Genomic DNA, 22,376 nt, shown 5'->3' with positions numbered 1-22,376 from the left:
CCTTTGAGAAAAAGCCGCCCAAGCCTACCAAGATGAGGTGTTGCGAGGATTTTTTGGCGAAGTTATGGGAAAAAAATGAATTTCCCTTTACCTATCTTAATCAAAGAGAGCCAAGCAAATTATTTCGCTTTGGGTTGGGTCAAAATTTCCCAGGCTGTTTTAGCCGCTTCCCCTAGGCGATCGCCGAAGTCGTTGGCCTGCTTGACGACATTTTCCCAATCTTTTTCCACATCGGACTGGAGTTGTTGAATGGCACTTTCGATGCGATCGGGATCGAAGAGATTAAGATTTTCCACCTGTTCCCTGGCTTTACGGACAGCTTCTAGATAGTTCTCACGGGCAAACTCACCGGCTTTCTGGGCTTCGTTAAAGGCTTTGGTTTGAATGGCTTCGAGGAGAGCTTTGGTTTCTGCTTTTAAGCTTTCTGTTTCAATGGTAGGCAAAACAACGGCACCCTCCGTCTGAAGTTCTTGTCCTGATTGCGAATCTGAGGGAACCAGGGCAGAGTTCTCCGCAACCACCTCAACTGAAGAATTGTCTTGGGGAAGATTATTGTCAACCGTCATAGCGTCAGGTCTCCTGGCTGAATGTAAATAAATATTAACAATTTTTTGGGGAATTAACCACCGATCACAGCAATTCTCAGTTTTAACCTTTGAGGGATTTAAAGAACATTTTAAAGGGGGTTTTTGGGCAATTCTAGGTGTACTATTACACCTAAAAGCCGGAAGACTCGTAAAATGAACTTGTTAATCCCGTTGAATTTTACCCCGTATTACGCGAACTAAAACCTGAAACCCTTGCTACAGGGCAAATTTAGAATTGCTGAGCCTGTTTGCTCTATTCTACCGAGTTGTTGTAAATTAAACAGAATCAGACTTGTGTTAGCCCATTGCGGAGATTTTAACCATGCACGCTCTTTCCATTCCCACCTGGATCATTCATGTTGCTAGTGTGATTGAGTGGATAGCCGCGATCGCTCTGGTCTGGAAATATGGTGAAGTCACAGGAAATTATTATTGGCGTGTTCTTTCCTGGGGGATGTTACCGGCCTTAATTAGTGCTATGTGTGCCTGTGTTTGGCACTTTTTCGATAATTTACCCAGTTTAGATTGGTTAGTCACGACCCAAGCCACAACAACAGTACTGGGGAACTGTACACTGTGTTTCTCTGGTTGGTGGATTTGGCGTTCTAGTCGTTATTCTTCTTGATATTTCTTAATAGATTTCTTGACAATTCTCTAGGGAAAAATACTTACTCAAATCATCGATCAGAAAATATTATATCTCCTTGACATTTTCACTTTTTACCTGAGCTAGAAGGATCTCCATCGAGTGTTATTATCAAAATAGTTCACTCAATGGTTCATGGCCATCAATCATGACCGTCCAACCCAAGGAAAATATCTATGGTTGCTACGCTAAATGCTCCTCACTTACAAACCGCCCTACCCGCGATCGCCGGTGAAGAAGCTAAAATTTTGGAACTTGTTAATCATAATGACCCCATTTTTTTAGGTTCAACCAATCTACGCTTAGAAGATATTAATGCCGGATTTGCCTGTGCGCTTCATATGCACCAACCGACCATTCCAGCCGGTCGCAATGGAGAATTAATTAGTAATTTACAATATATGTATGAACATCCAGGCGAAGGCGATAATCATAACGCTGATCCCTTTGCCTGGTGTTATCGTCGTTTAGGTGAAATCATTCCCCAACTACTTCAAGAAGGCTGCAATCCCCGCATTATGTTGGATTATTCCGGCAATTTGTTCTGGGGGTTTCAGCAAATGGGACGCAATGATATTTTAGATAATTTAAAAAATTTAGCCTGTAACCCTCAATATCAACCCTACGTGGAATGGCTAGGAACGATGTGGAGTCATGCCGTAGTGCCTTCTACTCCGATTCCCGATCTCAAACTACAAATTCTTGCCTGGCAACATCATTTTGCGGCTATTTTTGGCTATGATGCCCTAAAACGAGTTAAGGGTTTTTCGCCACCAGAAATGCACCTACCCAATCATCCTGACACCTTGTATGAATATATTAAAGCCTTAAAAGAATGCGGTTATCGGTGGCTAATGGTGCAGGAACATTCCGTCGAACGGTTGGATAGCTCAGGGCTTTGGCAGTCACAAAAATATATTCCGAATCGTTTAGTTGCCCGCAATTCCCAGGGCGAAGTAGTGAGTATTACGGCTCTGATTAAAACCCAAGGTTCCGACACCAAATTAGTTGCTCAAATGCAGCCCTATTTTGAGGCGAAAGGACTAGGTAAACAGTCAGTGGGGCAGGTTTCTATTCCTTCTTTGGTGACTCAAATTGCTGATGGTGAAAATGGTGGGGTGATGATGAATGAATTTCCCCGCGATTATATTCGCATTAATCAAGAAATTGGTGCTCAAGGGGGCGGCAAAACAGGCACAGTTCCTTTAAATGGCACAGAATATTTAGAATTAATTGAGGCGGCGGGGGCTAATCCTCAAGACTATCCAGAAATTCAGGCCGTTCAACAACATAAAATCTGGCAACGGGTTGACGTTAATCATGCTACTCCTGAAGCGGTAGAAAAAGCGATCGCCGAACTGCAACAAATAGATTATCGCTTTCATATGGATGGAGCCTCCTGGACAGATAATCTGAGTTGGGTACAGGGCTATGAAAATGTGCTAGAGCCGATGAATCAACTCAGTGCTCTATTTCACCAAAAATATGATGACCTGGTACAAAAGAATAAAGATATTACGCAACGTCCTGATTATCAAGAAGCCCTACTTTATACTATGCTGGTAGAAACCAGTTGTTTCCGCTATTGGGGACAAGGAACCTGGACAGACTATGCCCGTGAACTTTATCGTCGAGGTGAAGCGATTACGAAATAGTTCCCCACTCTTTAGCTCACTTTTTAGTTAATCTCGACTCTAGTAATTCCCTCTGAAAAATGAGGGATTTTTCTGAGTATATTGTGTCTCTCTACATGACACGACTTCATATCCGTTAAGCTGCTCTCTAGCATTATTTGACGCTTCACAATCTAGGTGATCGCTGAAAAACGCCGAAAAAAGTAGAATTTAGTCAAAATCATAATTTTGAATGGGAGTTTAAGCCCACTAAAAAAGGAGGAGTTACTTCAAATTCGTGTGCTTTGTTGAACCCCTCTAACTGTAAGTCTTTTCGTCTCCCGCCGGACGATACCACTGCCGATGAATTAGGGGGGATAAAAAATCAATTAGAACGCATTTGATCATTTAAAAACTAGCTAACCAAAACACCCTCCTTTGCCTTCACTGATACCTGAGTTTGTTGTGCTAAATATTCCTCAACCTGAATCTCAATTTTATCCCGCACAATTTGACGATAGTAGAGAAAATGCTCATTATGGGCACACATAATTAAATAATATTCCCAGAGAGCCGGATTATTTTTCAAAATACCAAAGAGATGATGCCAAAATTTCCAACGGGTATCTCGTTTAATTCCCTGTCGCCAGATCACAATGCCTAAGGCTCGAAGATCTTCCCCACTGGGAAATTTAGCAGGAGCCTTACATTTTGGTTGACCTAGCTTCAGAAAACAACGGTAAACGCGATCAATATAACGCTTCGGTTCATAGAGTTCCCAGAAGGTTTCAATGTATTCCTGGGCAATATCTTCTAAAGGACGAGTCGGCACAAAATTCATCAAACTACTTTGGTTAATATCCTGTTTGCCGATATCCCGTAAACGCCCTTCTTTTTCTAGACGATGCCAAAGAGCCGTATGGGGTAACGCCTGTAACATTCCAAACATGGCAGTGGGGATCGCCGCCGTTTCTACAAAGCGAATAATCCTTTCCCCCGCCCCTTTTTTCTCGTTATCAAAACCGATAATAAAGCCTGCCATGGGGCGTAAACCAGCAGCCATAATGCGATCTACCGAATCGGCTAAAGAACTGCGGGTATTTTGGTATTTTTTCGTAAATTCTAAACTATCTTCGTCAGGGGTCTCAATGCCTAAAAATACTGCATCGAAATTGCATTCCAGCATTAAATTCATTAATTCCGGATCATCCGCTAAATCCACAGAAGCTTCCGTATTGAAACGGAAAGGGTATTGTTTCTCAGCTTGCCAGATTTTGAGTTCTTTAAGAAATAATTTAACGTTACGTTTATTGCCAATGAAGTTATCATCCACCATGAAAATGCTACGTCGCCAGCCTAGTTCGTAGAGATAATCCAATTCCTTGAGTAATTGCTCAGGAGCCTTGGTGCGAGGTTTACGACCATAGAGAACAATAATATCGCAAAACTCACATTGGAAGGGACAACCCCGTGAAAACTGTACTGACATGGAATCATAGGCAGCTAATTCCAAGAGGTCATAGCGAGGGACAGGAGTAATGGTGACATCTGGTTTTTCAGTGGCACGGAAAATACCCTGGGTTTCTCCCCGTTCGATCGCTTCAACAAATCTGGGTAGAGTCAATTCCCCTTCATCCAAGACCAGAAAATCCACGCCTGCCGCTTGCACTTCTTCCGGTACAGAGGTTGCATAGGGGCCACCCACCGCCACTAGCTTATTGCGTCGTTTTGCTTCCCGAACAAGATCTAATAAATCTCCCCGTTGTACGATCATGCCGGATAGGATCACCACCTCAGCCCAAGCCCATTCTTCTTCGGTAACGGAGCGAATATTACGATCAACTAGTTTAAATTCCCAGTTTTGGGGAAGAATTGCTGCCACGGTAATCAGTCCCAGGGGCGGGAGTAACACTTTGCGATTAACTAATTCCAAAATCTTTTCGTAAGACCAGAAGGTAGGGGGAAACAAGGGGTAGATCAGTAAAGTTCGCATACTATCGGGGAAAGTTAAGGATAAGGTTAATTTAACGTAAAAAAGATAGATTTATGAGAATTGATGAGGATTGAGACTATCTTGCTGGTCCCTAACTGTCTTTTTGTTCATTTCTGTCTTGGGCCAATTTTCGTTCAAAAGGTGTTGCAAAGGCGATCGCGGCCATTGACCCCAAAATTGCCCCCAAAACTGTGAGCGGTTCAGGTATGGGAGTCTCAAAGGTTAAATCATCTGCAACCCAATTGTCGCTCGAGGAACCGATTTCCACACGACTAATGCGATCGCCCGTAATCCCCACTAAACTTGAAAAATGACTAGTATCCATTCGTACCATCGGGTCAGGGAGTCCATTACCAATGGATTGATTGGGAGGAAGAAGGTTCCCTGTATAAGGAAAGGTATCGGGTAAAGCGATCGTGACTGAACCAAGATCTCCACTTCCGCTAAAGGCCATCACCATCACAGAACTGGCCCCGCCGCCGTATCCATAGTACTCATTACGACCAAACCAGGCTTCCTTCAGGACATTGGTCGTGGTCAGAATAACGTTATCGTTAGGGCCGTAAAAAAAGCCCCTGTTATTTAAAACCAGGGGAAATAAAGTTACTAAATACTAAGGAGAAATACTTAACCGACCGCAACGGGCATTTTACTATTGAAAAAGGTCTGTAGAATCTGTTCAGCGATTTGGGGAGTCGTTAAACCTAAACTGGCAAAAGATTCGTTAGGTTCAGCGTGATCCACCAAAATATCAGGAACCCCTAAACGTTTGACGGGAACCAGAATATTATTGTCCGCCAGAGCTTCCACAACAGCAGAGCCAAAACCGCCGATTAAGCAACCTTCTTCGAGGGTGACGACTTTACCAATGCGTTTGGCTAAGGGCAGAATTAACTCGGTATCCAAGGGTTTAACAAAGCGGGCATTAACGACGGTAGCTTCAATCCCATGCTCACTCAAAATTTCTGCCGTTTGCAGAGCCGAATAGAGCATTGAACCATAGCCCAACAGTAAAACATCATCACCACTGCGTAGAATTTCCCCCTTGCCGATCTCTAGGGCTTCCCAGCCTTCTTCCATGAGAGGAACTCCTATACCATTCCCCCTAGGATAACGCATAGCGATCGCGCTTTCAGTATAGTTAACGCCAGTCACTAACATTCGTTGCAATTCTGCCTCATCCTTGGGAGCCATAATCACGAGATTGGGAATACAGCGTAGGTAGGCAATATCGTACATGCCTTGGTGAGTAGGGCCATCGGCTCCGACCACTCCCGCCCGATCCAAACAGAAAAAGACGGGTAACTTTTGAATACACACATCATGGATGATTTGGTCGTAGCCCCGTTGTAGGAAAGTGGAATAAATGGCCACCACCGGACGCATTCCTTCGCAAGCCAACCCAGCCGCTAGGGTGACAGCGTGTTGTTCCGCAATACCGACATCAATATACTGTTTTGGTAGTTTAGCTTGCAGCTTGTCTAAGCCTGTCCCCGTAGCCATGGCTGCCGTAATGCCAATAATTTTGGGGTTTTCTTCCGCTAACTTGGTCAGCGTATGGGCAAATACTTTAGAGTAACCCGGCGGTTTGGGTTTACTGGGCGGATAGGCTTTCCCTGTCGCTAAATTAAAAGGACTTTGGGCATGGTAGCCAACCTGGTCTTTTTCGGCTAAATCATAACCTTTTCCCTTAATGGTTGCCACATGGACAAAAACAGGGCCATGGACTTTATGGGCTTGTTTAAAAGTATCAATTAATTCCTGTAAGTTATGACCATCAATGGGGCCAAAATATTTAAAGCCTAATTCTTCGATAACTGCCCCGACCTTAGGAACGGCTAACCGTTTCATGCCTTCCTTCATGCGCTCCATTTCCGGCGTAAGGGCATCACCCAGGAAGGGTAGATGTTTAAATTGCTCTTCTAAATTGTCGGCTAAATTTTGAACCGTAGGATTGAGACGAACTTTATTGAGATAACGGGAAATGGCCCCCACATTTGGAGAAATAGACATCTCGTTATCATTGAGGATAACCATCAAATTGGTGTTAGGTAAATGTCCTGCATGGTTAATGGCTTCCAGGGCCATTCCACCCGTCAAAGCTCCATCGCCAATGATAGCAACCACTTTAAAATTTTCACCCTTGGCATCTCTCGCCAAAGCCATGCCTAAGCCAGCCGAAATACTGGTGGAAGCATGACCAGCCCCAAAGTGATCAAATTTACTTTCACAACGTTTGAGATAACCGGCAATACCATCTTTCTGGCGCAAGGTATGGAAACGGTCATAACGGCCCGTTAGCATTTTGTGGGGATAGGCTTGATGGCCTACGTCCCAGAGCACTTTGTCGTGATCTAAATCGAGGGTTGAGTAAAGGGCAACGGTGAGTTCGACCACCCCTAAACCGGGTCCGAGATGTCCACCACTGGTTGCAACGGTTTGTAAATGCTTTTCCCGTATCTGACGGGCAATCTCTGCCAGTTGACGGAGGGAAAGCCCTTGTAACTGGTTAGGGTGAGTCAGTTCACTAATGTGCATAGGGGGTTTTCTTGATCTTTGTTCACTGTTTTCTATCATAAATCGATATTGACAGGAAAATTAGGGTGAGGTGAATGGGAAGAGTCGGTTGTGCGATCGCAACAAATCCCTAAAACACCTTTACTTTTTAAGACATCATGTTACAGAATAGGGACTCAGACCCTTCTCCCTGTCTTAGACTAATATCGATGGATCCGTCGCTAACCCAAGATAAACCACTCACTGCTGTCTTTCGCCGTTTGGGAAATGAGTCTTTTCCCCCAGTGGTAGAAACTTTTGAACGCAGCAAAACGATTTTTTTTCCAGGCGACCCAGCAGAGCGGGTCTATTTTCTCCTCAAGGGAGCCGTGAAATTATCCCGTGTTTATGAAGCTGGGGAAGAAATTACAGTCGCGCTTCTACGAGAAAATAGTGTTTTTGGTGTTCTCTCTTTGATAACGGGCCAACGCTCCGATCGCTTTTATCATGCGGTGGCTTTTACTCCGGTCGAATTACTCTCGGCTCCGATTGAACAGGTAGAACAGGCCCTTAAGGAACATCCCGATCTGGCTATGCTGATGCTTCAGGGTCTTTCCTCCCGCATTCTGCAAACGGAAATGATGATCGAAACCTTGGCCCATAGAGATATGGGATCGCGTCTTGTCAGTTTTTTATTGATTCTCTGTCGGGATTTCGGTGTACCGACGGCCGAAGGAATTCGCATTGATCTCAAATTATCTCACCAGGCGATCGCCGAAGCCATTGGCTCTACCAGAGTTACCGTTACCCGTCTATTGGGAGATTTAAGGGAAGGTAATATGATTTCTATTGTCAAAAAGAAAATCACCGTTCATAATCCGGTAGCCCTTAGCCAACAATTTACCTGAAATAGCTTTTATGACCAGTGCATATATTTTGGTGGCAGCCATATTAGTGCTGGGTGGTATCATTGCGGCATTAGGGGATAATTTAGGTAGCAAAGTTGGCAAGGCAAAACTACGCCTCTTTAATCTTCGTCCTCGACAAACAGCAGTCGTTTTGACAGTTTTAACCGGAATTCTGATTTCGGCTTCGACCCTGGGCATTTTATTCTCCTTTAGTAAATCTTTACGAGAAGGCATTTTTAAGCTTGATGATATTTTGAAACAATTGCGTCAGGCTCAGTCAGAATTGCAGCAAGCGGCGGTGGAAAAAGACAGCATTGAAAAACGTCTCAAGGCAGCTAAGACAAAACAGGTTGAAGTCCAAAAACTCAGTAAAGAAATTAATGCTAATTATAATCGTGCTTTAGCCAAGCTGAAGCAAACCTCTGCTGATGCTAGAAAACTGCAAAAGGATGTTCAAAATCTCCTTCAGGAACGAGAACAAATTGTTAGGCAAAAACAACAACTGGTCTTGGAGATGAATAAGTTACAAGCCCAGGTTAAATTACGAGATCAAGAGTTAAGTAAACGTCAACAAAAGATTGCTGAACAGGATAAAATTTTGTTTCAACGTCAAGAACGGTTACAAGCTCTCAAAGAAAGGTTTGCTACCCTGGAAGCCCAACGTCAACAGTTACAAGCGGATATTAACCAACGTGATGCTCATATTGACCAGTTAGACCAGGCGATCGCGCTTCAGGATCGTAATATTAAATTGCGGGAAAATAAACTGAAAAATTTAGAAAATGAATTGAGCTTTCTGAATCGAGAAGTTCAGGTCTTAGAACAATATTATCAAAACTATCAAGATTTACGAGAACGAAAAATCGCACTCTTGCGGGGTCAAGTCCTAGCCTTTGGAGCCGTGCGGATCATGAATCCGAATGCCATCAATCAAGCGGTGGATGAACTTCTACGACAGGCTAATAAAGTCGCTCTCCAAGCAACCCGTCCTGCCAATCAACCCGCGCCTAGTGAACCCATTGTTAAAATTACCAAGGCCCAGGTAGATCAACTCAGTGAACAACTGAAAGATGGCGAAGATTATGTTATACGAATTATCTCGGCGGGTAACTACGTTCAGGGAGAAAATGATATTCGGGTGTTCGCTGATGTTGCTCCCAATAAACTCATTTTTAAAGAAGATGAAAATATTGCTACAATTTCGATGGAATCGTCTAATTTTACAGAAGAAGATATTCAAAAACGACTCGATTATTTACTCTCAGCCGCCCAATTTCGAGCCAGAAGAGAAGGGGTTTTAGGCAGTATTCAAGTGGAGGATGGCCGTATTAAAACCTTGATTAAATTTATTGAGGATATTAGTAGCACTAATCAACGTCCTGATGAAATTCGTGTGGTAACAACTAATGATACGTTTACGGTTGGCCCATTAAAATTGCGCTTAATTGCGCTGAAAAATGGAGAGATCATTTTTGGAACCTAATTTCAGCGTTTCAGTAAAATCAACTTCATCCAGGCGATCGCCGAAGATTCTTGATTATAGAGGATGGCTTTTGGCTTAAAATCACCTAAAATTAAACCTTAAAACCTGAACAAATATATAGAGGCATAATCTATGAGCGTTAATGTTGTTAATCTTGTGGGACGGGCAGGAAGAGATCCAGAAGTGCGCTATTTTGAATCAGGCAGTATGAAATGCAGTTTAACCCTTGCCGTTAATCGTATCGGTAAAAAATCCGATGAGCCTGATTGGTTTGAACTAGAAATTTGGGGGAAAACGGCAGAAATTGCGGCCAGTTACGTTAAAAAGGGGAATTTAATCGGTGTTCAAGGGTCTCTTAAAATTGAAGAATGGAGTGATCGCACTACTGGAGCTAAAAAATCTAAACCGATTATTCGTGTAGAACGTCTTGACTTACTAGGTTCTAAACGAGATAACGAAGCTTCGATGGGATACAGTGAGGGTGAATTTTAAGCAAAGATTAACTGCCAAGCAACGCTTATGAAATATGCCCTTGTGCATGAATGGTTAACCCCAAAAGCAACGGGGGGATCGGAGTTAGTAGTTCAGGCGATTTTAGAGCAAGTGGAAGCGGATCTTTACGCTTTAATTGACTTTGAATCGACCAATCCCAAGAGCTATTTATTTAACCGCAAAATTGGCACAACTTTTTTACAAAACTTTCCCCTGGCGGTCAATGGTGTACAGAAATATTTACCTCTGTTACCCTTAGCGATCGAACAACTAGACTTGGGCAACTATGACGTTATTCTTTCCTCATCCCATGCGGTGGCCAAAGGTGTATTAACTAGCCCTCACCAACTCCATCTCTGTTATTGCCACACTCCTATGCGCTATGCCTGGGATCTCACCTTTGACTATCTCAATCACAGTGCGATGGGTCAAGGTTTGCCTGGCATTTTGACTCGTTATCTGCTGCATCGCCTCAGACTTTGGGATGTAATTTCGGCCAATCGAGTGGATTATTTTATTGCCAATTCTCGTCATACGGCTAGACGGATTTGGCGGTGTTATCGTCGAGAGGCCAAAGTCATTTATCCGCCGGTTAATATTGAGCGATTTTCCTATCAAACTCAAAAGGAGGATTTTTATCTAACAGTCTCCCGTTTAGTAAGCTATAAACACATTCAATTAATTGTGCTTGCCTTTAACCAATTGGGGCTTCCTCTGGTGGTGATTGGCGATGGCCCAGATCTGGCTAAACTACAGGCGATCGCCAAACCCAACATTCAATTGTTAGGGAGTCAACCCAATACGGTGGTCGAAAGTTATATGGGACGAGCAAAAGCTTTTGTGTATGGAGCCTGTGAGGACTTTGGCATTGCCTTAGTTGAGGCCCAGGCCTGTGGAACTCCAGTTATTGCCTATGGTGGTGGTGGTGCCCTTGAAACTGTCATCGATTTGCGTCAAAATCCTGAAGAGGGGACAGGGCTGTTCTTTGCAGCGCAAAATCCGGCTTCCTTGGTGCAGACAGTTGAAACTTTTTCTCAACTTCAGCATCAATTTAACCCAGAGCCTTGTCGTCAACAGGCGGCAAAATTTTCTCAAGCAATCTTTGCAACGTCTTATCAGAGGTTCCTAGAGGAATGTTGTCAGACATTTTTTGTCTAGGGTTCAGCAACAAAAAAGTCTCTTTTTTTAGTCTGGATCAGTCTAATTCGGCTTATCTAGCTTTATCATTGGGACAGTGTGGTGTGATGTGATGTGAAGGAGTACGATGACTGCTAATAGCCAACTTATCTCTGTCAAGGCTGTTCAAGCTTTGATGAGACGTGGGTTTTCTCCTACGTTTTCCCAAAGAAGATATCAAGCTTCCTGGCTGCAAGCCCTAGACGGGGCGATCGCGAAACGAGCTTTTGATATTGTCTTTTCACTTTCTGTATTGATTATTTTCTCGCCTCTCTACCTGGTTCTTGCCCTTCTAATTGCGACGAGTTCACCGGGTTCCGTTTTTTATGTTCAGCAACGGGTTGGCAAGGATCACAAATTGTTCAACTGTATTAAGTTTAGGACAATGGTCACCAATGCTGATGAAGTTTTGGAATCCCTAATGGCAGATTGTCCCCGTACCAGGGAAGAATTTGAGAAAAACTTTAAACTTCGGGATGATCCCCGTATCACCTGGATTGGTAAGTTTTTGCGTCTTACCAGCTTAGATGAGTTTCCCCAGTTCTGGAATGTGCTGATAGGAGATATGAGTTTAGTCGGCCCCCGTCCCCTAGTTCCTGAAGAGTTACACAAATACAGTAATCGTATTAATAAGGTATTGAGTATCCAACCGGGTCTAACAGGTCTGTGGCAAGTCTCTGGTCGCAATGATATTCCCTACCCTCAACGGGTACAAATTGATGTTTATTACGTAAACTACCGCAATCTACTCCTGGATCTCTGGATTATTATCAAGACCTTTGGGGTGGTGATCTTCCCCAATAATAACGGAGCCTATTAAGGTTCTATTTAGGTGATCGCCGTTTATTTTATAGTACTTTCCCTGAAAAATCTCTTGCTCAACCTTAAAGACAGGAGTTTTTTTTTATTGAACTACATACCCTCTTTGTGAGCAGACGGCTTTCTAAATTGCTAGAGTCTGATATCTTAGATGGAGACAAATTCGTCAATAAAATAAATTACAGGATTGTGTACTGATGTCTAATGGGAAAGTTGCCTTAATTACAGGCATTACAGGTCAAGATGGTTCCTATCTAAGCGAATTGCTGATCGAAAAAGGTTATGTTGTTCATGGTATTATTCGCCGTACTTCGACCTTTAACACAGATCGAATTGACCATATTTATACTGACTCCCATAATCCAGAGGCGCGATTATTTCTTCATTACGGGGATTTAACCGATGGAACAACTTTACGTCGTATTCTGGAGCAGGTTAAACCTGAGGAAATTTATAATTTAGGAGCCCAGTCCCATGTGAGGGTCAGTTTTGACTCGCCAGAATATACGGCTGATGCAGTGGGTATGGGAACCCTACGATTACTCGAAGCGATTCGGGATTATCAACAACGAACCGGTATTGAAGTCCGATTTTATCAAGCCGGTTCTTCGGAAATGTTTGGTAAAGTACAGGAAATTCCGCAAAAAGAAACAACGCCGTTCTATCCTCGCAGTCCCTACGCCTGTGCTAAGGTGTATGCCCATTGGCAAACGGTTAATTACCGCGAATCCTATGATCTGTTTGCCTGTAATGGCATTTTGTTTAACCATGAATCGCCACGACGCGGAGAAACCTTTGTCACCCGTAAAATTACCAGGGCGATCGCTCGCATTGTCGCTGGAACCCAGAAAAAATTGTATTTAGGCAATCTTGATTCTAAGCGGGACTGGGGCTATGCGAAGGACTATGTTCGTGCCATGTGGTTAATGCTTCAACATAGTGAACCAGATGACTATGTCATTGCCACGGGGGAAACCTATTCGATTCGTCAATTTTTAGATGTTGCCTTCCAATACGTTAACCTTAACTGGGAAGACTATGTTGCCTTTGATGAACGATATTTGCGCCCTGCCGAAGTTGACCTTTTGATTGGTGATCCCACGAAGGCCAAACAGACTCTGCATTGGGATTACTCTGTCACCTTTGAGGAGTTAGTGCGTCTCATGGTAGAAGCAGATTTATCAGTATTAGGTTTAACCTCTCCTAACCAAACAGAGCGAGAAAAATTTCTCCTTTCCCAAGATAATGCCTTCGTTCGTCAACCAACCAGCATAATGGTTGACTAAAGCATTCGGTTAACCCAGTTATGAGGATAGAAAAATGGTGACAACCTTAAGTAATAAACGGATTGTGGTAACAGGAGGAGCTGGCTTTTTAGGCAAACAAGTGGTTGACCAATTGTGTCAAGCAGGGGCTGAACCCGAAAAAATTACTGTGCCGCGATCGCGCGATCAGGATTTACGACGCTGGGAAAATTGTCAGGCCGTTGTTAAAGAACAGGATATTATTATCCATCTAGCAGCCCATGTCGGTGGTATTGGCCTGAATCGGGAAAAGCCAGCCGAGTTATTCTACGATAATTTAATGATGGGAACCCAGATTATCCATGCGGCCCAGGAAGCGGGTGTGGAAAAGTTTGTCTGTGTCGGGACGATCTGTGCCTATCCCAAATTTACCCCTGTTCCCTTCAAAGAAGAAGATCTCTGGAATGGTTATCCCGAAGAAACAAATGCTCCCTACGGCATTGCGAAAAAAGCTCTTTTGGTACAATTAGAGTCCTACCGCCTACAATACGGTTTTAATGGTATTTATCTGTTACCCGTTAATCTCTATGGCCCAGAAGATAATTTTGATCCCCGTAGTTCCCATGTCATTCCAGCTTTAATTCGCAAAGTTTATGAAGCACAACAACGAGGTGATAAAACCCTAGCCGTTTGGGGAGATGGCAGTCCGACCCGCGAGTTTTTATACTCAACCGATGCGGCACGGGGTATTGTGATGGGAACCCAGTTTTACGATCAGTCCGATCCGATTAATTTAGGAACCAATTATGAAATTTCTATCAAAGATCTGGTTGAATTGATCTGCGAATTAATGAATTTTGAGGGGGAAATTGTCTGGGAAACCGATCAACCGAATGGTCAACCCCGTCGTTGCTTGGATACCAGTAAGGCAAAAGCTGCCTTTGAATTTACAGCCCAAATCGATCTACGTCAAGGCTTAAAAAATACCATTGATTGGTATAAAAATCATGCTAGTTAAAACATGATTAGCACTGGCTCTTAGACAATAAGACGGAATAAGAATACCCAGGGAGAACTCAATACAATTCCTGGGTTTGCTGTCAGCAAAATAAATTAAAAGTAATGTTAAGAACCCACATTCCGCAGGTTGTCGAAGAAGCGGGATAGCTCATGCGAGCTAGTGTGAATAGCTGTGCATTAACTTCGGTACTGGTATCGTGTGATCAAAGCTAGAAAAAGTTATGGTGTAAGAGTTTGAGAAAATAGAAAATAACTTACGACTGGACATATTCCCGTTTTTGTTATACTATTATTATTGTCATTATATTAAAGAAAGGGAAAACAGAAAGCAATGTCAACATTGAATAAAAGCTCAATTGACCTCCTAAGTGATATTGGCTTACCCCAAGAGAAAGAGGAAGCCTTATTTCAGAAAAACTGCCCTCATTGCTATAGTGAAAAAGTAAAAATACATTCTCATTATCAAACGAAAGGTAACGGGGAACGTAAAATGTTCATTTGTCAAGAATGTAGTTCTTGTTTTGCTGAGACTTATGGTAGCGTAATCGCTGGCTTAGAAACCCCATTAAGTGAAATTGTAAAAGTATTAAAAGCCAGAATGGAAGGAATAGGATTAAATGCAGCAGCCCGAGTATTCGGCTACGCGAAAACAACAATATTGAATTGGGAAAAGAAATTATCAGGATTACAAGAGACATTATTTTTATACGCCTTAGTGAATGAATTTGTTAAATTAGTAATAGAAGGGGATGAACTATACACAAAAGTTGGAAAAAATAAAGAAGCAAGTGCCTCTGAGGGGTGGACAATCGTGCTCATGGACAGGGCTAGCCGCTTTATTTGGCATTTAAAATGTGGTCGAAAAGAGCAGAAATTATTTCTAGAAGCAATGATGACGGTAGCGGAATTATTTGAAAGGAGTGCAGAATCTCTCCAGTTATTTACAGATGGAGAAAAGCGATATAGTCAACTGCTATTTAATATTTGTCACGAAGTATTAAGGACTGGAAAGCGAGGTCGTCCCACCAAAGTATTACCGAAGGGTCTTGTGGTAAGACTAAAAAATAAGAGTAGTAAACGTCGAGATTCTGAGGGTAAACTAAAGAAAGTAGAAACTCCGAAACCAGAACATCCAGAGACAACAGAAAAACCAGAAGAAAAGGACATCCATGCCAACCACGTTGAGGCATTTAATAGTGCTATCCGACGCTATTTAGCCGCCTTTCGTCGTCGTACAAATACTTATGCTAAATCTGTTGTGGGATTACAGCGAGTCCTAGATATTTTCTGGATGGTTCATAACTTTGTTCGCAGCCATTTTACGACTAGAGAAGTTCCTGCTGTAGCTCTCGGTATAATTGAAAAAGGGTTAACTTGGGAGGACTTACTCCAAATTCGCCTGATTTCTTGAACCTCCCGTATTGCAACGTTTGTAGCTTCTAGCTAGACGATACCAGTGCCTTAACTTCAGGCAAGGATAAAAAATGTAAACAAAGTTCTAAAATAGCTCTCAAAGAAGCCATTGATACTCAGGGTAATCGCATATTAGTAGAGTGGAATCAAAAAAGAAATCTAGCTTAAAAATAGACTATATCAAAAACTAAAAAGAGAAGAAAATCAACTTAAACTCTAAAAGATTAAGTAGGGCTTGCTGAAAAAAGCTGAAACCTTTACGGAGAAAAATAGTAGGCGAATTAAGAACCGCTAGAATGCACGAAAATAGGGTAGAATGCCTCAAAACCATTGCATTAAGAAGAGAGAAAGCAGATGTACCGAAAGCAACAGTACTCAATTGAAACACCAGAAAACTTGAAAAATCTGTTCGGCGGGCAGTTAGACGAAGAAAATCGTTGGATAGAAATGTCAAAAATGATTCCCTGGGAAGAATATGAGGAAGAATATGCAAAAAACTTCACAGAAAAAAAAGGAGCCCCAGCCAAATCATTTAGAATGGCATTAGGAGCATTAATTATCAAAGAAATTTCAGGAAAAAGTGACAGAGAAACAGTAGAACAAATAAAAGAGAACCCTTATTTACAGTACTTTATAGGAATGGAAAGCTATAGTAGCAAAGAAGCATTTAATGCGTCAATGATGGTTCATTTTCGTAAAAAAATAGGAATGGAATTAATAAATAGGGCTTGCTGAAAAAAGCTGAAACCTTTACGGAGAAAAATAGTAGGCGAATTAAGAACCGCTAGAATGCACGAAAATAGGGTAGAATGCCTCAAAACCATTGCATTAAGAAGAGAGAAAGCAGATGTACCGAAAGCAACAGTACTCAATTGAAACACCAGAAAACTTGAAAAATCTGTTCGGCGGGCAGTTAGACGAAGAAAATCGTTGGATAGAAATGTCAAAAATGATTCCCTGGGAAGAATATGAGGAAGAATATGCAAAAAACTTCACAGAAAAAAAAGGAGCCCCAGCCAAATCATTTAGAATGGCATTAGGAGCATTAATTATCAAAGAAATTTCAGGAAAAAGTGACAGAGAAACAGTAGAACAAATAAAAGAGAACCCTTATTTACAGTACTTTATAGGAATGGAAAGCTATAGTAGCAAAGAAGCATTTAATGCGTCAATGATGGTTCATTTTCGTAAAAAAATAGGAATGGAATTAATAAATAAAATTAATAAAGAAATAGAAAAAAAAGCGACGGGTGTAGCGTCAGAAAAAAAGAAAATGAAGGAAAGTTATTGTTAGATGCGACTTGTACACCAGCAGATATAAAATATCCAACGGATATAGGAATATTGAATGATGCCAGAGAAAAAACAGAAAAAATAATAGATAAGCTGTATGAAGAAATAAAAGAGAAAAGGAAAGAAAAGCCGAGGACTTATAGGGAAGTGGCAAGAAAAGAGTACTTAGCCATAGCAAAAAAACGTCGTGTGTCAAAAAAAGAAAGAAGAAAAGGAACAAAAAAACAACTAGGATATATAAAAAGAAACTTGTCTCATATAGAAAAAATGATAGAAGAGGGAGCAAAGTTAGAAAAACTAACGAAAAAAGAGCAAGAAGAGCTTGTAACGATAGGAAAAGTGTATGAGCAACAGTTAGAAATGTATGAAAAAAAGACAAATAAAGTAGAAAACAGAATTGTGAGTGTAAGCCAACCTCACGTGCGTCCAATAGTGCGTGGAAAAGCGGGAAAAGCAGTAGAGTTTGGAGCTAAAATATCGGCAAGTAATGTGAATGGCTTTGTCTTCTTAGACAAATTAAGTTGGGATAATTACAACGAATCGGGAGATTTACAAGCGCGAATAGAAGAATATAAAAGGGAAACAGGATGTTATCCGGAATCGGTTCATGTGGATAAAATCTATCGAACAAAAGCGAATCGAGCTTATTGTAAAGAAAGGGATATAAGAATGAGTGGTCCCCGATTGGGAAGACCGCCGAAAGAGGTGAGCAAAGAAAAAAAGAAAGAGGCACGCTCAGATGAAAGAGTGCGTAATGCCATTGAGGGTAAATTCGGACAGGGAAAGAGGAAATTTAGTCTTGGTCGAGTGATGGCCAAACTACCTGAGACCTCGGAAACGGTAATTGCGATGAACTTTTTGGTAATGAATCTTTCTACTCTACTTCAGAAGACAAAAAGTAAAAAGTTGTAGAGTCGTTTTTCTTGTGAAAAATGGTGTTAATTTTCCTCTCTTTTGTGAGGAGTGATTTGTGTTGACCTTTTTAGACAGAAAGGAACAATAGATTAAACAAAATCTGTATTTTGATTTGTTTCCATAAGGATAAGTTATCTATGCTTTTTCAGTCCATACTTCCCTAACCCACATTTCTTTCGTTTTTTGACTTTTTCAGCAAGCCCTAAATAAAATTAATAAAGAAATAGAAAAAAAGCGACGGGTGTAGCGTCAGAAAAAAAAGAAAATGAAGGAAAGTTATTGTTAGATGCGACTTGTACACCAGCAGATATAAAATATCCAACGGATATAGGAATATTGAATGATGCCAGAGAAAAAACAGAAAAAATAATAGATAAGCTGTATGAAGAAATAAAAGAGAAAAGGAAAGAAAAGCCGAGGACTTATAGGGAAGTGGCAAGAAAAGAGTACTTAGCCATAGCAAAAAAACGTCGTGTGTCAAAAAAAGAAAGAAGAAAAGGAACAAAAAAACAACTAGGATATATAAAAAGAAACTTGTCTCATATAGAAAAAATGATAGAAGAGGGAGCAAAGTTAGAAAAACTAACGAAAAAAGAGCAAGAAGAGCTTGTAACGATAGGAAAAGTGTATGAGCAACAGTTAGAAATGTATGAAAAAAAGACAAATAAAGTAGAAAACAGAATTGTGAGTGTAAGCCAACCTCTCGTGCGTCCAATAGTGCGTGGAAAAGCGGGAAAAGCAGTAGAGTTTGGAGCTAAAATATCGGCAAGTAATGTGAATGGCTTTGTCTTCTTAGACAAATTAAGTTGGGATAATTACAACGAATCGGGAGATTTACAAGCGCGAATAGAAGAATATAAAAGGGAAACAGGATGTTATCCGGAATCGGTTCATGTGGATAAAATCTATCGAACAAAAGCGAATCGAGCTTATTGTAAAGAAAGGGATATAAGAATGAGTGGTCCCCGATTGGGAAGACCGCCGAAAGAGGTGAGCAAAGAAAAAAAGAAAGAGGCACGCTCAGATGAAAGAGTGCGTAATGCCATTGAGGGTAAATTCGGACAGGGAAAGAGGAAATTTAGTCTTGGTCGAGTGATGGCCAAACTACCTGAGACCTCGGAAACGGTAATTGCGATGAACTTTTTGGTAATGAATCTTTCTACTCTACTTCAGAAGACAAAAAGTAAAAAGTTGTAGAGTCGTTTTTCTTGTGAAAAATGGTGTTAATTTTCCTCTCTTTTGTGAGGAGTGATTTGTGTTGACCTTTTTAGACAGAAAGGAACAATAGATTAAACAAAATCTGTATTTTGATTTGTTTCCATAAGGATAAGTTATCTATGCTTTTTCAGTCCATACTTCCCTAACCCACATTTCTTTCGTTTTTTGACTTTTTCAGCAAGCCCTAAGTAATTTCGCTAATTCATAATTGTTGGTGTCAATATTTTGCCAATCCTCCTATTTGGGGCTTGCTGAATAAGGATGAAATCCTTGCTAGACAATACTTTCAGGCATTTTACAAACGATCAGATGCAATGTTATGGCATTTGGAGGCTCAAAATCCATGCACTTTGCTGGAAAAATGTGAGGTAAAACTGGAAACTGAGCTCTGAAGTCACCATTTTTCGCGCCCTGTGGCATCTAGGTTCGTTTTGTGGACTTTTTCAGCAAGCCCTATTTGAAGCTATACTTCAAACGTTCATAATCTGAGATTTATCAAAGCGTTGAAATCGTAAGGTGAGCAAAGAATCAAGCTCCTCCTTATATTTTACGTTAGCATCCTCAAGACATCCTGAAATTGCTGCAGAAAACTGCGTAAAATCTTCATAATATTTTGCGTATAAACACTTCTTCTTCACAAACTTCCACAGTCTTTCAATTAAATTCAAGTTAGGAGAATAAGGAGGTAAGTACAGTAACTCTATTCCTAATGATTCTGCCAACTCCTGCACAATTCGGCATTTTTGATAACGAGCATTGTCTAATACCAACGTAATCGGTATTAATAGTCCTAATTCTGCTATCTTTTCTAGGAGTTCACAAACCTGAGTTCCCGTAATATAAGAACTGTTCGTTACCATAATTACTTCATGGGTAATTGCATTTAATGCTCCTAACACATTAAAACGTTTTCTCCCTGATGGTGACTTAATAAAAATCCTCTTGAAGCACCATATAAAATTTACAAATGCTCCCATTACAAAATGAGAGGCATCTACAAAGAAAACTGCCCTTTTTCCTGCTTTTGCCTCTTCTAGCCTTGGTTCTAGCTCTTTTTCTCTATAGCTATCCTGAGCTTCTACATCTGCTTTTGATGGAATTGTTCCCACCTTTAGACACCTCATTCCTATTGACTTTAAAAATTTTCTGACTTGCGTTGGACTTCTTTTTATTCCCGTTAATTCTTCTATTCTTTTTACTGCTTCATTTATTGTTGCTGGTGGATTTGACTCAAAATATGCCTCAATTGTCCCTTGATGCTCTGTTAACTCACTTTTCGGGCGATTAAATTTTATTTCTTTTAGTTTTTCTATCCCGCCCTCTTGATAATCACGGATATAGCTTGTCACCGTATTTACTGAAACTCCTGCGAATTGAGCAATTTTTTGATGAGACAATCCCTGACTTTTTAGCCATAAAACTTCCATCTTTAGCTGCACTCTAGGATGCGGGTGATTAAACCGACCGTAAGACAACAGTCTTTTGTCTTCTTCCGTAAATTCTAACTTAATCATTTCTCAGCCTCTTGACTACTTTTTCTATTTTTACTATATTATCTCTTATTTTTAGAATTCGCAACTTGTGACCGTGTTCAGTGTAAATATACTCATGAATATCACTCCCGTGAACTAGCTGCTAAAACCTGTAGAAGAAAATTGTTGTCCATCGCCGCCAAATAACGCTTCATCTTCAAGCTTTCTTGAGATGGCTCATGTTTAAGCAAATTAATACTTAAACGACGGAGCAAGCCCAAATTATCAGTCGCATTACCTTGACGCACTCGACTCGCATCCTCATTAAAAGTGACATCTAAAACCCAATGCAGACTATTTTCAATACTCCAGTGAGAACGAATCACATGGCTATGACGTTCGGCATCCGTAGGAAGACTGCTAATATAATAGCGAAACGTCTCTGTTGTTTTATGACCGAATTGAGTTTTACTTTTAACCATCACAACAGTTGCTAAACCGACCCACTGATTTTGGCGATGCAATGCGGAAAGCTGATTGATTGACACTGTCCAGACTTGACGAGTTTCTAAACGGTAATGTCCTTTTTCTGTCTTCTCATGATAACTGTATTCAATTCCTTGCCAGTTCTGAGCGACCGCTTGTTTAAACCAATCCCTAACTTGTTTATTAAGTTTGCCCTGATTTCCTTTGAGAGCCAATACATAGTCACCTTCACCTTGCTTTATTTGTTTTGCGATTTCTGTCTGCGTTCCCATTGCATCTAGGGTTACTACTGCCCCCTTGATGTTAAGTAACTTCAGTAACAAGGGGACTGCTTTTATTTCATTAGATTTACTATCTACTTTCTTTTGCGCTAACATCAGTCCCCGCTCACTACTCCACGCACTTATGCTGTGTAACGCATTTAGTCCTTTTTCCCTATCATAAGAACCTCTTTTCGTTTTTCCATCTATCTGTATCAGCTCTATGTCCATTTTCTCCGTTAGACTGCTTATCCAGCTCAGAAAACTTTTTTCTAGTTCTTCTGTTTCCAACATTCCAAATACTCTTCCAAAGGTATCGTGAGAGGGAATTCCCTTTGGTAACTCTAGAAACATTTCTAGCCATTCTCGTTTGGCTTTGCCATAGGCTTCAATTGCTACGAAGCCATCTGCCCCTGACAATACTGCCAATATTCCTATGGTGACAATTGCTGTTAAGTTATGGTCTTGCCTTCTCCCTGTTCTCGGTTCTTTTAGGCACTGAAAATGTTTCAGTATGCTTCTTTTGATAATTTTGACTTCTTTTTCTTGTTGTGGGGTTAGAACTCTTGCGCCGAAGCCTTTTGCCATCTTTGACCTCACTCACTTACTTTTTTTAAATAATAGCCTTTTCTTCTCTTAGATGACTGCTTCTTTTTTACACTATATTTCTCTCTTTTTGTCTGTATTTTTTGTAACAAATAAGATGCGATTACCCTGCATTGATACTTTGGAGAATTTATCAGAAGACCAATGGCATTCGAGTGAACAAGACGGTTATCGTTGGCAAGGGTCGGAGTCTCATTAGCGTTGCCTTTCACATTGTTATCTTGCCATAAAAAATC

16 protein-coding genes and 3 pseudogenes are annotated in these 22,376 nt (G+C 41.1%); 13 read left to right on the top strand and 6 right to left on the bottom strand.

Annotation, left to right across the window (positions count from 1 at the left end):
- Positions 1–119 precede the first annotated feature (119 nt).
- A complete protein-coding gene (locus tag KA717_05455; protein ID UXE62264.1) occupies positions 120–566 on the bottom strand; it encodes a hypothetical protein in 447 nt (148 codons plus the stop codon).
- Positions 567–909: 343 nt separating this feature from the next.
- Here KA717_05455 and KA717_05450 point away from each other — a divergent pair, with 343 nt between their 5' ends.
- Both KA717_05450 and KA717_05445 read left to right on the top strand, forming a co-directional pair.
- Positions 910–1,212 carry a DUF2499 domain-containing protein gene (locus KA717_05450; protein UXE62263.1) on the top strand — a complete coding sequence of 101 codons (303 nt, stop codon included), beginning with the start codon at positions 910–912 and terminating at the stop codon, positions 1,210–1,212.
- 197 nt (positions 1,213–1,409) lie between these two features.
- Complete coding sequence (locus KA717_05445) at positions 1,410–2,888, top strand: glycosyl hydrolase family 57 (GenBank protein ID UXE62262.1); 1,479 nt, start codon at positions 1,410–1,412, stop codon at positions 2,886–2,888.
- A 373-nt stretch (positions 2,889–3,261) separates the two neighbouring features.
- Here the strand turns inward: KA717_05445 and KA717_05440 are convergent, their stop codons facing one another.
- The 3 genes from KA717_05440 to dxs all read right to left on the bottom strand — a co-directional run bounded on the left by KA717_05440 (position 3,262) and on the right by dxs (position 7,377).
- Positions 3,262–4,839, bottom strand: a complete 1,578-nt coding sequence (locus KA717_05440) for a DUF4070 domain-containing protein (protein UXE62261.1) — start codon at positions 4,837–4,839, stop codon at positions 3,262–3,264.
- A gap of 91 nt (positions 4,840–4,930) precedes the next feature.
- Complete coding sequence (locus KA717_05435) at positions 4,931–5,302, bottom strand: hypothetical protein (GenBank protein ID UXE62260.1); 372 nt, start codon at positions 5,300–5,302, stop codon at positions 4,931–4,933.
- Positions 5,303–5,466: 164 nt separating this feature from the next.
- The gene (gene dxs, locus KA717_05430; GenBank protein UXE62259.1) at positions 5,467–7,377 is read right to left on the bottom strand and encodes a 1-deoxy-D-xylulose-5-phosphate synthase; all 1,911 of its coding nucleotides are present in this window, start codon (positions 7,375–7,377) and stop codon (positions 5,467–5,469) included.
- Positions 7,378–7,565: 188 nt separating this feature from the next.
- On the opposite strand from dxs, the gene ntcA reads away from it, so the two are divergent.
- The 11 genes and pseudogenes from ntcA (at position 7,566) to KA717_05375 (ending at position 19,295) form a co-directional block, all read left to right on the top strand.
- Positions 7,566–8,243 carry a global nitrogen regulator NtcA gene (gene ntcA, locus KA717_05425; GenBank protein UXE62258.1) on the top strand — a complete coding sequence of 226 codons (678 nt, stop codon included), beginning with the start codon at positions 7,566–7,568 and terminating at the stop codon, positions 8,241–8,243.
- A gap of 10 nt (positions 8,244–8,253) precedes the next feature.
- Positions 8,254–9,726, top strand: a complete 1,473-nt coding sequence (locus KA717_05420) for a DUF3084 domain-containing protein (protein UXE62257.1) — start codon at positions 8,254–8,256, stop codon at positions 9,724–9,726.
- Between the two features lie 132 nt (positions 9,727–9,858).
- Entirely contained in the window at positions 9,859–10,218 is a 360-nt protein-coding gene (locus KA717_05415; protein UXE62256.1) for a single-stranded DNA-binding protein, read from the top strand.
- Positions 10,219–10,245: 27 nt separating this feature from the next.
- Positions 10,246–11,376 carry a glycosyltransferase gene (locus KA717_05410; protein UXE62255.1) on the top strand — a complete coding sequence of 377 codons (1,131 nt, stop codon included), beginning with the start codon at positions 10,246–10,248 and terminating at the stop codon, positions 11,374–11,376.
- Positions 11,377–11,482: 106 nt separating this feature from the next.
- Positions 11,483–12,214 carry a sugar transferase gene (locus KA717_05405; GenBank protein UXE62254.1) on the top strand — a complete coding sequence of 244 codons (732 nt, stop codon included), beginning with the start codon at positions 11,483–11,485 and terminating at the stop codon, positions 12,212–12,214.
- Positions 12,215–12,410: 196 nt separating this feature from the next.
- Entirely contained in the window at positions 12,411–13,499 is a 1,089-nt protein-coding gene (gmd, locus tag KA717_05400) for a GDP-mannose 4,6-dehydratase (GenBank protein ID UXE62253.1), read from the top strand.
- A gap of 37 nt (positions 13,500–13,536) precedes the next feature.
- Positions 13,537–14,475: a GDP-L-fucose synthase gene (locus tag KA717_05395; GenBank protein ID UXE64557.1), complete on the top strand. Its 939-nt coding sequence runs from the start codon at positions 13,537–13,539 to the stop codon at positions 14,473–14,475.
- A 333-nt stretch (positions 14,476–14,808) separates the two neighbouring features.
- On the top strand, positions 14,809–15,888 hold the full coding sequence (locus tag KA717_05390; GenBank protein ID UXE62252.1) for an IS1 family transposase: 1,080 nt from the start codon (positions 14,809–14,811) through the stop codon (positions 15,886–15,888).
- A gap of 356 nt (positions 15,889–16,244) precedes the next feature.
- A pseudogene (locus KA717_05385) lies at positions 16,245–16,616 on the top strand (transposase).
- A 121-nt stretch (positions 16,617–16,737) separates the two neighbouring features.
- Positions 16,738–18,074, top strand: a pseudogene (locus KA717_05380) (IS5 family transposase).
- A 276-nt stretch (positions 18,075–18,350) separates the two neighbouring features.
- Positions 18,351–19,295, top strand: a pseudogene (locus tag KA717_05375) (IS5 family transposase).
- A 491-nt stretch (positions 19,296–19,786) separates the two neighbouring features.
- Here the strand turns inward: KA717_05375 and KA717_05370 are convergent.
- A complete protein-coding gene (locus KA717_05370) occupies positions 19,787–20,830 on the bottom strand; it encodes an IS630 family transposase (GenBank protein ID UXE62251.1) in 1,044 nt (347 codons plus the stop codon).
- A 101-nt stretch (positions 20,831–20,931) separates the two neighbouring features.
- Entirely contained in the window at positions 20,932–22,122 is a 1,191-nt protein-coding gene (locus KA717_05365; protein ID UXE62250.1) for an ISAs1 family transposase, read from the bottom strand.
- Positions 22,123–22,376: the final 254 nt, after the last annotated feature.

Origin of the sequence: Woronichinia naegeliana WA131, from assembly GCA_025370055.1 — a bacterium.
In the GTDB taxonomy this organism is placed as follows: domain Bacteria; phylum Cyanobacteriota; class Cyanobacteriia; order Cyanobacteriales; family Microcystaceae; genus Woronichinia; species Woronichinia naegeliana.
This window is presented reverse-complemented; position numbering and strand designations above follow the sequence as displayed.